The organism is Pseudoalteromonas sp. NCCP-2140, from assembly GCF_023708065.1.
Taxonomy (GTDB): Bacteria; Pseudomonadota; Gammaproteobacteria; order Enterobacterales; family Alteromonadaceae; genus Pseudoalteromonas.
Map to the genome: position 1 here is coordinate 240,835 of NZ_BRCZ01000006.1, position 14,505 is coordinate 255,339.

Here is a 14,505-nt window from a genome sequence, read left to right on the forward strand (position 1 = left end):
TGGTTATTTACCAGGGAACTGGTGAATATGGACATCCCTTTGCGGGAATGGAATCGTGATATCAGCGGCGTCAAAGGCAATTTTAACGCGTTCGTATAAGCCAAAATACACTGGCCAGTAGTTATCAGACTCAACCCACGCCCATACCAACATGCCAATATGGCTTTCGCCGTGCTGGCTAACATGAACCGATGGTTTTTTATCTTCTATATCTTTTAGTATCAAATCATAGTCATTAAGCACGCTCATAAGCACATCACGGGCTTTATGAACATTATCGCCATAACTAATGCCAAATTCGATTGCAACGCGGTGTGTTGGCTCTGAAAACTTATTCTTAACGCAGCCATTTGAGAGCGTGCCATTTGGGATAATGATTTTTTCATTGTCGTAGGTGAGTAAAACAGTGACAAAAATTTGTATCTCAACCACTGTACCCATGTAACCCTGTGCTTCGATTACATCGCCTACTTTAAAGGGCTTAAAGAACAAAATAAGCACGCCACCTGCAAAGTTAGCAAGGCTACCTTGAAGAGCCATGCCCACCGCAAGGCCTGCAGCACCTAGCATTGCGATAAACGACGTGGTTTCTATACCAATCATAGAAGCAACAGATATCAGCAACAGCACTTTTAAAATGACCGAGATAAAGGAGACTAAAAAGTGCGTAAGGCCAACTTCGAACTTGACCTTATTCATTGATTTTTCGGCCATATTGGCAATTCTACCAATTAACCACCAACCTATAATTAAAACCAGTATTGCTAGAATAAACTTTGGCCCGTAAAGCATCAGCAATTCGATAGCTTGGTTATAGATTTTCTCGATTGATATTTCGTCCATTATTTTCCCTTTTATATCTATATCAATATATGCAAAAGGAAATAATAGTAGAGGAATTCGTGTTTGGTTGTGCGGGATAGCTAATAAAATGTGAATCTTCAGAGGTAATTCAGCTATAAGTAACAAAAAAGGAGTAGCAAGCTACTCCTTTTGTTTAGATTGTGTAGAAAATTATTCTGTGCGTTTACTTGGAATAACTTTAACTAACTTAACCATATTTTCTTTTATCTCGATAACTTCAATAGGGTAGCCGGCAATACGCAAACTTAGGTTTGAGTCTGGGATGTCCTCTAAGTATTCAACAATTAAACCACTTAGCGTTTTCGGGCCATCAATCGGTAGCTCCCAACCCATTTCTTTATTTAAATCACGAATATTGGCACCGCCATCAACAAGTACTGAGCCATCATCTTGCTCTGTTACTTCTTCACTAGGTGTACGCGTTTGCGTTGTAGTGAAATCACCCACCACTTCTTCAAGAATATCTTCAAGTGTTACTAGACCTTGAATATCACCATACTCATCAACAACTAAGCCAATACGCTCTTTTGATTGCTGGAACTTAAGCAGTTGCGTGTTCAGTGATGTGCCTTCAGGAATAAAGTAGATTTCACGTACCGCACGCAGTAGTGATGGTTTATCAAACTGCTCTTTAGTTAATAGGCGCAGTGCATCACGTGAGTGAATAAAGCCAACAGCATCATCAATTTGGTCACGATATAACAGTACGCGGGTATGCTGTGCATGAGTAAGTTGGCGGCTGATAAGCTTCCAATCGTCATTGATATCAATAGCAACAATTTCGTTGCGTGGGATCATGATATCTTCAACAGTGACTTGCTCTAAATCTAAAATTGAAGTCAGCATGCTTTGGTGGCGAGCAGGTAATAGTGCACCTGATTCGTTCACCACAGTTTTTAATTCTTCTTTACTTAAGCTGTGCTCTTCAATTTGTGCGGTGGTAATACCAAACAAGCGTAACATGCCGTTGGTCATCCAGTTTACGATAACCACAAACGGGAAAAGGATTTTCAATAGGCCTTTGAGCACAATTGAGCTTGGAAAAGCAACCTTCTCTGGGTATAGCGCAGCAAGTGTTTTTGGCGTTACTTCGGCAAAGATTAAAACAACCAGCGTTAGCGCGCCGGTTGCAATAGCGATACCGAGATCACCATACAAACGAATACCAATAATCGTTGCAACCTGTGCTGCAGCGATATTTACAAGGTTATTACCAATTAAGATCAGACCAATGAGTCTGTCAGGGCGACTTAATAGTTTGCTGACGCGCTTCGCTGCACGGTGATCTTCTTTAGCAAGATGACGCAGTCGAATACGGTTGATTGACATAATTCCAGTTTCAGAACCAGAAAAATAAGCAGAAATAAGTATCAATAATCCCAATATAATAAACAGGGTACTAGTCGATATGTCGTCCAAGGATGGATCCTTTTTTTATAAATCAGTGCATATTAAGCTAGAGACAGCTTGCTGAGTCAAGTTAAAACTTATTTAGAACCACTTCTTGGATGAAACGGCTGCCAAAATAAGCAAGTGACAAGATAAAAGCGGCTATCATGATCGAAAATACCACAGGCTTACCACGCCAGCCTTGGCGTAAGTGACCTACAGTGACCACAGTGAAAATTAGCCAAGCAATTAACGATAAAACCGTTTTGTGGATAAACTCACTGGCAAACATTCCCTCTAAGAAGATGAATCCAGAAAGGAGAGCAAAGGTCAGTAAGATAGTACCCAGCGTGAGTAATTGATAAAGCTGACGCTCAACCACCATTAAAGGAGGGAGGTGGCTGTGAACAATTGCCAAGTCTTTGCGTTTGAGGCGCTTATCAATAAAGTAGAACTGGACTGCATAGAGTGTTGAGATTATCAAAACACAATAGGCTAGCAGTGATAACGATATGTGAGTAACTAAACCAAGTTCAACATCGATTGATTGCAAAATCACATGATGCGGTATAAACAAGCTGGCAAGGGTCAGTAAGGCTGCAAAACCATAAACAACTGGCAACAATAAAGTTGCGGGGAATTTGAGAGACACAGCAGTTACCGACACCACAATGACCCAACAGGTTAATAAAGCAACGTTGACGATACTTAAATCTTGGCCGTCAGCACGAAAAACTGAATTAACCAGTAATAACATATGAGCAAGGATAGCCACAGTGCTAAGAATGACTGTGAGTTTTTGGCTTGGACCTTGTTTGTGAAAAAGGCGTGATAGCACATGTGACGTTGCTAACACATAAAACAAACTAGCAATAATAGTTAAACTAATAATCATCGTGTTTTGGCCACTTAATTTATATCGATAAATCCTTGTCTCTTTGATGCCATTGTATTTTATAGCAAGGCAAAAGCATAGAGTTTGTAAAAAGAAACTCAAACTACACACTTGAACACTGTATTGTCGACCACCATTTACGGTATACTGCTAGGAATTAAATTTTAATATTGCCTGTATTGTCGCCAAACTTGTTTGATTTATGTACATTGCAGGTGCAACACGTTTTATCGGAACCTTTACATGTTTGAGAATCTCCAAGAACGCTTAGGTAAAACCTTAAAAAATATCAGTGGCCGCGGACGCCTAACTGAAGACAATATAAAAGATACATTACGCGAAGTCCGCATGGCATTTTTGGAAGCGGACGTTGCCTTACCTGTTGTTCGTGAATTCGTTAAGCAAGTTAAAGAACGTGCCGTAGGTGTTGAAGTAACAAAAAGCTTAAGCCCTGGCCAAGTCTTTATTAAGATTGTTCGTGAAGAACTTGAAAAAGCCATGGGTGAAGCTAACGAAGAGCTAAGCCTTAATGCACAGCCGCCAGCGGTCGTGATGATGGCGGGTTTACAAGGTGCTGGTAAAACGACCAGTGTTGGTAAACTAGCTAAATTCTTAAAAGAGCGTAAAAAGAAATCTGTATTAGTTGTGAGTGCCGACGTTTACCGTCCGGCAGCAATCAAACAGCTTGAAACACTGGCTGATGAAGTGGGTGTTGAGTTCTTCCCAAGTGACATTTCACAAAAGCCTGTTGATATCGCAAACAATGCGATTTCGCACGCGAAGAAGAAATTCATTGATGTGGTATTAGTTGATACCGCAGGTCGTCTACACGTCGATAACGACATGATGGACGAGATCAAAGCACTTCACAGTGCGATTAACCCAATCGAAACCTTATTCGTTGTTGATGCGATGACAGGTCAAGATGCGGCAAACACTGCAAAAGCATTTGATGAGGCGCTTCCTTTAAGTGGTGTGATCTTAACTAAGACCGATGGTGATGCCCGTGGTGGTGCTGCATTATCGATTCGTCATATTACCGGTAAGCCAATTAAGTTTATGGGTGTGGGTGAGCGCACTGATGCTCTTGAACCATTCCACCCTGACCGTATTGCTTCTCGTATCCTAGGTATGGGTGATGTACTTTCATTAATCGAAGAAGTCGAAATGAAAGTAGATAAAGAGAAAGCTGCTAAAGTTGCCGAAAAAGTATTTAAAGGTGATGGTTTCACATTAGATGATTTTGCTGAGCAACTTCGTCAGATGAAGAACATGGGCGGTATGATGTCGATGCTTGATAAGCTGCCAGGCATGCAAAACCTGCCAGACGCTGTAAAAGGCCAGATGGGTGATAAAACTTTCGTACAAATGGAAGCTATCATCAACTCTATGACGCCAAAAGAGCGTGCTCGCCCAGAAATCATCAAAGGCTCGCGTAAAAAACGTATTGCTGCAGGCTCTGGCACTCAGGTGCAAGAAATCAACAAACTGCTTAAGCAATTTACGCAAATGCAGAAGATGATGAAGAAGATGAAAGGCAAAGGTGGCATGAAGAAAATGATGCGCGGCATGAAAGGCATGTTACCACCAGGTATGATGGGTGGCGGCCCTAAATTTTAATAGTGCTGTTTATTAAGTGTATAAAAAGGAGCATATAGCTCCTTTTTTTGTAGATAATTTATGCGTAGTTGTTAGCTGCATGTAAGATTTAAAGCCCAGATCAGTGTTTAATCAACTAAACTTACATTTTGCAGCAGTTCTTACTTGCAATGTTGCAAAAAACTCGTACAATTCCCCAGCTTCCCGTATTGGGGAGTAAATCTTATTAATGAAAACAGTCAATCTAATGTAGAGGACGGTATGGTAACTATTCGTTTGCAACGTGGTGGCGCTAAAAAACGCCCTTTCTATCAAATTGTGGTTGCGGATAGCCGTTTCTCGCGTGACGGTCGCTTCATCGAGAAAGTAGGTTTCTTTAACCCAATCGCTTCTGGTCAGGAAGAAAAAGTACGTTTAGATTTATCTCGTGTTGATCACTGGGTAGGTCAAGGCGCATCTCTTTCAGATCGCGTAGCTAAGTTAGTTAAAGACGCTCGTAAAGCGGCTTAATAGGCGTAAGAGTAACCATGAGTCAAGAGAACACCTCGTATATTACAGTAGGAAAGCTCGGTGCCCCGTATGGTATAAAGGGCTGGCTTAAGGTGCATTCATTTACTGATGATCCCGAAGGGATCTTCGATTTCAGCCCATGGTTGATAGGGCAACAAGGTAAATGGCAGACCTTAGAAGTGGTCGACTGGCGTCGCCACAACAAAGGCTTTATCGCTAAAGTTGCGCAAGTAAACGACCGAGACGAAGCAATGGCTTTAACCAATGCAGAAATCTCAGTAGATGCAGCGCAGCTACCAGAATTACCGCAAGGTGAATTCTATTGGCGAGATCTGATCGGCATGTCTGTTGTAACTGATAAAGGTTATAACTTAGGCACTGTTGATGACCTAATGGAGACAGGGTCAAATGACGTTTTGGTTGTGAAAGCAAACAAAAAAGATGCATTTGGCCAAGCAGAGCGTTTAATTCCTTTCTTAACAGATTCTGTTATTAAAGAAGTTAAACATGATGCAAGAGAAATTACCGTAGACTGGGACCCAGGGTTTTAATGTCACAAACGAGTTCGCTATGGGTAGGGGTGATAAGCCTTTTCCCGGACATGTTTGATGCGATTACCACCCAAGGGGTAACAGGTCGCGCAGTTAAAAATGGTCTAATCGACTTTAACTGTTGGAACCCACGTGACTATGCCACTGATAAGCATAGAACTGTGGATGATCGTCCTTACGGGGGCGGTCCTGGCATGTTAATGATGGTTGAACCATTGAAACAAGCTATCCTTGACGCTAAAAAAGCGGCAGGTGATGGTGCAAAAGTAATTTATATGTCCCCGCAAGGGCGCAAATTAGATCAGCAAGGTGCAAGCGAGCTTGCACAATCAGAAAAGCTGATTTTAATTGCAGGTCGCTATGAAGGTATAGATGAGCGAATTATAGAATCATACGTTGACGAAGAATGGTCAATTGGTGATTTTATTTTAAGTGGTGGTGAGCTACCCGCGATGACGCTAATTGATGCAGTAGCACGATTAGTACCAGGGGTGTTAGGTCATAACCAGTCAGCTGAGCAGGATTCATTTTCGAATGGCTTGCTTGATTGTCCTCACTATACACGGCCAGAGACATTGGATGATAAACAGGTGCCTGCTGTATTACTCAGCGGAAACCACCAAGAAATCGCTAAGTGGCGCACAAAGCAATCACTTGGTAGAACTTGGCTTCGTCGTCCTGACTTGTTGCATAACCTAGCTCTGACTGAGGAGCAAGCGGCACTCCTTGCTGAATTTCAGCAAGAGTACCAACAAGCTTGTGGCTAGAAGACAGTTACACCTAGGAAAGTGAGAAATATAATGGCAAAAGTAAACCAAAATATTATTAAAGCGCTTGAAGAAGAGCAGCTTAAAACAGACGTACCAGCATTCGGCGCTGGTGATACAGTAGTTGTACAGGTACGTGTAAAAGAAGGTAACAAAGAGCGTCTACAGGCCTTTGAAGGTGTTGTAATCGCTAAGCGTAATCGTGGTCTTCACTCAGCATTCACAGTTCGTAAAATCTCGAGCGGTGAAGGTGTTGAGCGTGTATTCCAAACGCACAGCCCTCTTATCGATAGTATCTCAGTTAAACGTCGCGGTGCAGTTCGCCGTGCGAAACTTTACTATCTACGTGAGCGTTCTGGTAAATCTGCACGTATTAGAGAAAAACTTAACTAATACGCGCTGTTTTACAACGCAAAATAAAACGGGTTGCAGCCTTAGGTTGCAACCCGTTTTGGTTTTTATACCACAAAAAAATTTTCCTTCCCTGAGAAATACCGAAATACTCCCTTCTAAATTATCTATTATCCCTTCATAAGCTATGCTACATGCACGTTAGGGCTTTGTGCTTTGGCTGTTATCCTGTTACTATAATTTGTATTAAAAGCTTTACTTTTTTGTATATAAATATTTACGTTTTTAGGGTTTGAGGTGTAGTAACGTGGTAACAGTGAATGATCTAGCTGATTTAAGAGCAGGAATAGATGAATGTGATGCGCAATTGGTGGCATTACTGGCAAAGCGTAATGGGATTACAGAAAAAATAGGCGCAATTAAGCAACAAATCGGTGCACCATTACATGCCCCAGATCGCGAGGCTGATTTACTCGCGGCACGTCGTCAAGAAGCAGTTGCACAAGGGGTTAACCCTGAATTAGTTGAAGATATCCTGCGTCGTATGATGCGTGAAGCCTATCAGAATCAGCAAGGTAGCCTTGCTTGTGTTGCGCCTCAGTTATCACCCATTGTAATTGTTGGTGGTGAAGGTGCAATGGGTCAGCTATTTGCACAACAGTTTACTCGTTCAGGTTATGAAGTGCGTATTTTAGATAAAGCACAGCAAGCACAAAGTGAAACGATATTAAAAGGGGCAAAATTGGTTCTTGTCAGTGTGCCAATTAATGCGCTTGAACAAGTCGTCGCAGCGTTACCAACACTTGATGATGACTGTTTACTGGTTGATATTACCTCTGTTAAGCAAAAACCTTTAAAAGCACTTATGGCGGCTCATAGCGGCCCTGTAGTCGGCTTACACCCCATGTTTGGCCCTGATATTTCACACTGGGTAAAACAAACGGTTGTGGTGTGTGAAGGGCGAGATCATGAAGTGGCTAAAGGGTTAATGGCGCAACTACAAGTTTGGGGCTGCCAAGTGGTTGAGATGGATGCTAAAAAACACGATGAAGCAATGCAGATCATTCAGGTTATGCGCCACTTAACAACCTTTGTATACGGCCAGTTTCTTGCCAAGCAAAGCCATACTCTTGCAGAGCTTCGAAGCTGCTCATCACCCATTTATCAATTAGAGTTAATGATGGTAGGGCGCTTATTTGCTCAATCTCCAGAGCTTTACTCTGACATCATGCTTGCGCAATTCGACGATGTAGAAGCACTGCTTGCCAACTACCAAGATACTTTTGCAGACACGCTCGAAAAGCTAAAAGCTGGGGATAAAGCATCATTGATTGCCGCATTTGCTGATGCGAAAGAATACTTCTCAGATGCGACAGCACATTTCTTAACGCAAAGCCGCAGCTTACTTAATAAAGCAAACGACGCGAAAGTGCTAGATTAAACAGCTCTAATCTAGCAAAAAAACTCTATCAAAAAAGCCCGCATCAAGCGGGCTTTTTAGTTTTAAATAATCGTTCTAGTGACCACCTAATGAGCCAGGTAACGCACCGCTGTGGTGATTGATTAAGCCCCATTGATACAGTAAGTCAGTCATATCTGAAAGGCTGAATAAGGTCATGCTCAAGCCAACAATCGTCAACACTATGGTATAAGGTAGCGCCATGTATACCATGCGTCCATAAGATAGTCTTAACACAGGGGCTAATGTTGATGTAAGCAAGAACAAGAAGGCAGCTTGTCCATTAGGCGTTGCAACACTTGGTAAATTAGTACCTGTGTTAATTGCCACAGCTAATAGGTCAAATTGATCACGGGTAATTTGACCTGCCTGTAACGCAGCAGCCACTTCATTGATATACACAGTACCCACGAAAACGTTATCGCTGACCATCGACAGAATACCGTTGGCAATAAAGAACATCACTAGTTGCAGCTGACCTTCAAAGGTAAGTACCCATGCGATCACAGGTGTAAATAAATGCTGGTCGATAATAACTGCGACAATTGAGAAGAATACGCAAAGTAATGCTGTGAATGGTAGGGCTTCTTCAAATGCTTTACCTAACTGGTGTTCTTCAATAATACCGGCACTGGCTGTGGCAAAAATAATTACAGACAAACCAATTAAACCAACAGTGGCTAAGTGAAGGGCTAAGCCTATGATTAACCAAACAGCAATGAAAGCTTGAATCGCTAGGTTCACTTTGTCGCGTGCGGTGCGTTTTTTCTCAAGCTTTTTAGCATGATCCGATAAAATCGTGTGGATGGGGGCTGGGAGTTTTGCGCCGTAACCAAAGGCTTTGGTTTTTTCGAGTAAGAAAGTAGTAGCAATACCGGCAATCATAACTGGTAAAGTAATAGGCAACATTCGGAAGAAAAATTCGCCAAATAACCAGCCAGCACGCTCAGCAATGATCAAGTTCTGTGGCTCGCCTACCATGGTACAAACACCGCCTAAGGCAGTACCAATTGATGCATGCATTAATAAGTTACGGAGAAAAGCACGAAACTCTTCAAGCTCTTGACGATTGACAGGGCGAACTTGGTTATCGTCATTAATATCATGCTCGCTGCTAGAGTCTTTTCCTGATGCTACCTTGTGGTAAATACTGTAAAAGCCCATCGCAACGGCAATAACCACCGCCATCACCGTTAACGCATCTAAGAAAGCAGATAAAAAAGCCGCAGCAATCGTGAACGATAGTGACAATACTGTTTTACTTCGCACCGAAACAACCAGCTTTGTGAAGATATATAAAAGCAAGTCTTTCATAAAATAGATACCGGCAACCATAAAGATAAGTAACAGGATCACATCGATATTCTGTACTATTTCATGTTCAACTTGGCCGGCGGTTGTCATGCCGATAAATAAGGCCTCAATTGCTAATAAGCCTCCCGGTTGTAGCGGGTAACATTTAAGTGCCATGGCGAGTGTAAAAATAAACTCTAGCACTAATACCCATCCTGCCAAGTAAGGGTTAAGTTGAAATAACACCGGGTTGATTAGTAAAAACGCAATAATGGTGTATTTATACCACTGTGGTGAAGTCCCCAAAAAATTTTTAAATATTGCTGGTAAAACGCGCTGCTGCATGGCCGTACCTTTTAATAGTGCTGGTTGTTATTGTTAATATTTGGAAATTGAATATACCGAAAGTATTGTTATTTGGTGTACTTTTAATCCAAAAGGTTATTTATTTATCGAGATTTTACAGATTTTTATGCACTGCGGAGTTAGTTTACTTGTTAGTTGCTGATCATCTGGTACAATCAGTGAGTTGAACACCAAATGCGGTAAAGTAGTTGCTAACTCAAGTGGAAATTGGATGAGAATTTTTAAAGCGAAAAGCCCAGCAGGTTTTGCTGAAGAATACATTGTTGAATCTATTTGGAATGGTGACTTTCCGCCTGGCTCAATTCTTCCTGCTGAACGTGAATTGTCAGAGCTGATTGGTGTAACACGTACAACCTTACGTGAAGTACTTCAGCGTCTAGCCCGTGATGGCTGGCTAACGATTCAACACGGTAAACCTACCCGTGTAAATAACTTCTGGGAAACCTCGGGTCTTAACATTCTAGAGACGCTAGCACGTCTTGATGAAGACAAAATGCCAGAGCTCACAGATCAATTACTTTCTGCTCGCACTAATATCAGTGCAATTTATACCCGTGCGGCTATTAAGCTTGCCCCAGAGCGTGTAATTGAAATTTTATCGCAAAGTGAAGAGCTTGAAGACAGTGCTCAAGCATTTGCTGATTACGATTATAAAGTTCACCATGAATTAGCAGTAGCAGGTAATAATCGTATCTATGTGCTTATCTTAAATGGTTTTAAAGGTTTCTACTCAAAAATTGGCTGCCATTACTTCTCTGATTCACGTACACGTGAATTAGCACGTCAGTTTTATAAAGATTTAACAGAACTGGCTGAGCGTCGTGAACATGACGGTGCGATTTCTATGATGCGTAAATACGGTCATCAAACAGGTGAAATCTGGCAGCAAATACGTGGTGATATGCCAGAAGATATCATGGACTAAGCGTCTGTATTGATATTCATTTAAGAACCCAGCTAAAAGCTGGGTTTTTTGTGTTCTGTGGGTCAATTTGCACACTAATATAGAGTTATCTCAAACCCCGTTTATTGAGAATCAATTTTTCCGATTAAGCATATCGTTTTTTTCGATTGTTCATTTGTCTGTAACCTCATTAAACTATCTTGCAAATTATCAATACTTACTCTTGGTTTTTGATTTTTAGTAACCATATCTAAGTGAGTATTGCATAGGCAATTGGAAATAAACTCAAATATTTGGAGATAAAAATGGGTGTATTAGTTGGCCGTCAGGCACCAGACTTTACTGCAGCAGCTGTTCTTGGTAACGGTGAAATCGTTGAAAACTTCAACCTAAAAGAAACTATCAAAGGTAAAAAAGCAGTTATCTTCTTTTACCCGTTAGACTTCACTTTCGTTTGTCCTTCAGAGCTAATCGCTTTCGACAAGCGTTTTGAAGAGTTCCAAAAGCGTGGCGTTGAAGTAATCGGTGTTTCTATCGATTCACAATTCTCACACAATGCATGGCGTAACACTGCCGTTGCTGACGGTGGTATTGGTCAAGTTAAATATGCACTAGTTGCAGACGTTAAACACGAAATCTGTCAAGCATACGACGTTGAGCACCCAGAAGCAGGTGTTGCTTTCCGTGGTTCTTTTCTAATCGATGAAGAAGGTAACGTACGTCACCAAGTAGTTAACGACCTTCCACTAGGCCGTAACATCGACGAAATGATCCGCATGGTTGACGCGCTAGCGTTCCACAGCGAGCACGGTGAAGTATGTCCAGCTGGTTGGACTGAAGGTAAAAAAGGTATGGACGCAAGCCCTGCAGGTGTTGCTAAGTTCCTTTCTGAAAACGAAGGCGACCTATAATCTAGGCCTTAGTTAAAGAATTAAAAAACCCGCCAATTGGCGGGTTTTTGTTTTTAAGCTCAACGAGATTAGTTAAAGCGCATTGTTAGCTTAGTATAGAAATAACGACCACGTGGGTTATGTACGCTTGATACATAGCCATATAAGTCGCCATCACCATCACCGATTGCAAACGGAGGATCTTCATCAAACACGTTATTCACACCCACAGAAAGTTTGATTTTCTCTGAGAAGTTATACGCAGTCTGTAAATCAACCAGCGTTTGTGAATCAACCATACGTGATGTGTTGCTATCAAAGTCTAAATTACCATCGAAGTCGATATCTGGCGTATCTTCAAACTCGCCAGTGTAACTAACGTTCACATTAGTGTTGAAGTCACCCATTTCCCAGTTTGTTGAGAAAATCCAACGGTTTTCAGGATAACGATACTCGCCAGTGTAATCACGGCCATCTTTCTTAAATTCGTTTTGGTAAGCCCATTCTAAATTGAATTTTAAGAAGCCGTAATCGTTCATCGCATGTGTGTAGTTAGCCGATACATCGACACCCGATACTTCTTGCGATGAGACGTTTTCAAAGGTGCTGTAAACTTTTTGGATTACACCTAAACTCTGACCATTTTGTGGAGCTAAACGCACACACACAGTGCTGTTTTGGTCATTACAGTTGTTATCATAGATAGGGCCGAACTCTTGTTCGTCAATCTTATTATCTTGGGTAATGCTCCATACATCGATTCCGAAACCAAATTCAGCGGTTGGTGCCCAGATGAAACCCACATTCCATGACTCTGATTCTTCAGCTTCAAGGTTCGGGTTACCCGCAAATTGGATATTGTAATCTAGAGCGTTACAATCCTGTCCTGTTGCCTGACAGCGATAAGTATCTACAAAGAATTGACTTTCTTCCGACGGACCTAAACCAATTTGTGCCAGTGAAGGCGCGCGGAAACCTTGAGCCCACGAACCACGAACAGTGATTGAATCAGTTGGTGCCCAGCGAACAGCTACTTTAGGGTTTGTTGTTGAGCCAAAATCGCTGTAGTCATCGTATCGACCCGCTAATTGCAGTTCTAGGTTATCTGCTAAAGGAATTGAAAACTCAATATAAGCTGCGTATTGGTCGCGTTCTGCAGCGGCTGATACAGACTCAGTACCAAAGATTAAACCACGTTGGAATTGGTCGTCTGGAATATCGCTCACATCTTCTTCACGGTATTCAATACCAGCAGCCATCATTACTACATCATCGCCAAAGCTGAATGCTTCACCACTGATATTTGCATCAAATGAAGTCATATGAGACTCACCACGGCGCACTAAGCTTGTCGTGATACGGTCAATAACTGCTTGGTCATTATAGGTGCCACCAAATGGGTTATAGTTACCTGCATCGATTTCTTGTTGTAAGAAATCAGTGCGCACCCAACCTTGGCTTCTGTCACCGGTTTGCATTGATTTACTGCGACCTTTTTGAACTGCTGCTTCCCAGCTCCAGTCGCTGATCTCACCTTTTAGGCCCGCAACAAATCGCAGCGTATCTGATTCAATATCCCATTGGCGAGGGCCGGCATCTACCGTTCTGTAGCGACCAATTTCGATGTCTTGGCCAAACGGGTTGTTAGGATGGCTTGCTGGCACTGTAAGGCCTGCATCTTCATCAAGAGGAGTCGGTGCACCTGCAGCTTGCGACGTATTATGTTGTACTGCAACTTCTAAGAAAGCTGAAATACCATTGTCGAAGTTGTATTCAAATTGTGAGATAGCACCAACACGCTCAGATGCTGGGGTTACATAACCAAATGGGCCGTAGTCAAATAAGCAGCTGCCACTGGCAGTTGCATTTTCTGCCGGACAGGCTGGATCAATGGTTTTTTCGCCATCTACATAAAAGTAGCCTGGGAAGCCACGGGATGAGCGAAAATCCATACCACCGTATGGTTCTTGGTTTGCTGTGCCTAAACGTCCCATCTCATCAGAAGAGAGTGCAGTGTTGTTAAAGTAATCAATAATAATTGATGCGCTGCTTTTTTCTGTACTGGTACCCCAGACTAGGCTTGCTGTTTTTTCTTCGTAGTTAGGACCGTCAGTGCCACCATATCCAAGGTTTACTTCTAGGCCGTTAATATCTTTTTTTAAGATAATATTAACTACACCTGCAACTGCATCAGAGCCATAAATAGCTGATGCGCCATCCTTTAAAATATCGATACGCTCAATTGCAGAGACAGGAATTGAGTTGATATCAACAAACGAATTGGTAATGCTCTCAGCAAAGGCGCTAATAGATACACGACGGCCATTAATAAGTACCAATGTAGCGTCTGAGCCTAAGCCTCGAAGGCTAACTGCAGCAGCACCATTGGCTGTAGAGTCTTGGTTATTACCACGAGTAGAAAAAGTACCATTACCGGCAACAGGCATACGCTCTAATAGTTGTTGTAGATTGTCGTAGCCCATGTTATCGATGTCTGCACGACTGATTGATTGAACCGGTGATGGCCCTTCAATATCCGAGCGCTTGATGCGAGAACCTGTAACTTCAATACGCTCGACCTTTTCAGCTCCGTCTGACTCTGCAGCAGCAGACATAAAACTTGTGCCTGTTAATGCTGCAACTGTAAATGCATAGAGAGGTCGTTGT

13 protein-coding genes are annotated in these 14,505 nt (G+C 42.2%); 8 read left to right on the forward strand and 5 right to left on the reverse strand.

Going from position 1 to position 14,505, the window contains the following annotated elements:
• Positions 1-3: 3 nt before the first annotated feature.
• The 3 genes from NFU46_RS14095 to NFU46_RS14105 all read right to left on the reverse strand — a co-directional run bounded on the left by NFU46_RS14095 (position 4) and on the right by NFU46_RS14105 (position 3,148).
• Complete coding sequence (locus NFU46_RS14095) at positions 4-843, reverse strand: mechanosensitive ion channel family protein (RefSeq protein WP_054561892.1); 840 nt, start codon at positions 841-843, stop codon at positions 4-6.
• Between the two features lie 171 nt (positions 844-1,014).
• Entirely contained in the window at positions 1,015-2,283 is a 1,269-nt protein-coding gene (locus NFU46_RS14100) for an HlyC/CorC family transporter (protein ID WP_130051057.1), read from the reverse strand.
• Positions 2,284-2,344: 61 nt separating this feature from the next.
• A complete protein-coding gene (locus tag NFU46_RS14105) occupies positions 2,345-3,148 on the reverse strand; it encodes an inner membrane protein YpjD (protein WP_054551738.1) in 804 nt (267 codons plus the stop codon).
• Between the two features lie 243 nt (positions 3,149-3,391).
• Between NFU46_RS14105 and ffh the strand changes: the two genes are divergently transcribed.
• The 6 genes from ffh (at position 3,392) to tyrA (ending at position 8,367) form a co-directional block, all read left to right on the forward strand.
• Positions 3,392-4,768 (forward strand): signal recognition particle protein, encoded by a 1,377-nt coding sequence (ffh, locus tag NFU46_RS14110; protein ID WP_054551737.1) that lies wholly within the window; start codon positions 3,392-3,394, stop codon positions 4,766-4,768.
• A gap of 240 nt (positions 4,769-5,008) precedes the next feature.
• Positions 5,009-5,257: a 30S ribosomal protein S16 gene (gene rpsP, locus NFU46_RS14115; protein ID WP_054551736.1), complete on the forward strand. Its 249-nt coding sequence runs from the start codon at positions 5,009-5,011 to the stop codon at positions 5,255-5,257.
• Positions 5,258-5,274: 17 nt separating this feature from the next.
• Positions 5,275-5,808, forward strand: coding sequence for a ribosome maturation factor RimM (gene rimM / locus NFU46_RS14120; RefSeq protein ID WP_054561890.1), 534 nt, complete (start codon positions 5,275-5,277; stop codon positions 5,806-5,808).
• Positions 5,808-6,575 (forward strand): tRNA (guanosine(37)-N1)-methyltransferase TrmD, encoded by a 768-nt coding sequence (gene trmD, locus NFU46_RS14125; RefSeq protein ID WP_054551734.1) that lies wholly within the window; start codon positions 5,808-5,810, stop codon positions 6,573-6,575. The genes rimM and trmD overlap by 1 nt, the downstream gene beginning before the upstream one ends.
• Before the next feature lie 33 nt (positions 6,576-6,608).
• Positions 6,609-6,968, forward strand: coding sequence for a 50S ribosomal protein L19 (gene rplS, locus NFU46_RS14130; protein ID WP_054551733.1), 360 nt, complete (start codon positions 6,609-6,611; stop codon positions 6,966-6,968).
• A gap of 265 nt (positions 6,969-7,233) precedes the next feature.
• Positions 7,234-8,367, forward strand: a complete 1,134-nt coding sequence (gene tyrA / locus NFU46_RS14135; protein WP_062564297.1) for a bifunctional chorismate mutase/prephenate dehydrogenase — start codon at positions 7,234-7,236, stop codon at positions 8,365-8,367.
• 75 nt (positions 8,368-8,442) lie between these two features.
• On the opposite strand, the gene nhaB is transcribed toward tyrA, so the two are convergent.
• Complete coding sequence (gene nhaB / locus NFU46_RS14140) at positions 8,443-10,023, reverse strand: sodium/proton antiporter NhaB (RefSeq protein WP_251602648.1); 1,581 nt, start codon at positions 10,021-10,023, stop codon at positions 8,443-8,445.
• A gap of 232 nt (positions 10,024-10,255) precedes the next feature.
• Here nhaB and fadR point away from each other — a divergent pair, with 232 nt between their 5' ends.
• Both fadR and NFU46_RS14150 read left to right on the forward strand, forming a co-directional pair.
• Positions 10,256-10,969: a fatty acid metabolism transcriptional regulator FadR gene (fadR, locus tag NFU46_RS14145; RefSeq protein WP_054561887.1), complete on the forward strand. Its 714-nt coding sequence runs from the start codon at positions 10,256-10,258 to the stop codon at positions 10,967-10,969.
• Between the two features lie 284 nt (positions 10,970-11,253).
• Complete coding sequence (locus NFU46_RS14150; RefSeq protein ID WP_054561886.1) at positions 11,254-11,859, forward strand: peroxiredoxin C; 606 nt, start codon at positions 11,254-11,256, stop codon at positions 11,857-11,859.
• A 68-nt stretch (positions 11,860-11,927) separates the two neighbouring features.
• Here NFU46_RS14150 and NFU46_RS14155 read toward each other — a convergent pair whose 3' ends face one another.
• Positions 11,928-14,453 (reverse strand): TonB-dependent receptor, encoded by a 2,526-nt coding sequence (locus tag NFU46_RS14155; RefSeq protein ID WP_251602726.1) that lies wholly within the window; start codon positions 14,451-14,453, stop codon positions 11,928-11,930.
• Positions 14,454-14,505 lie beyond the last annotated feature (52 nt).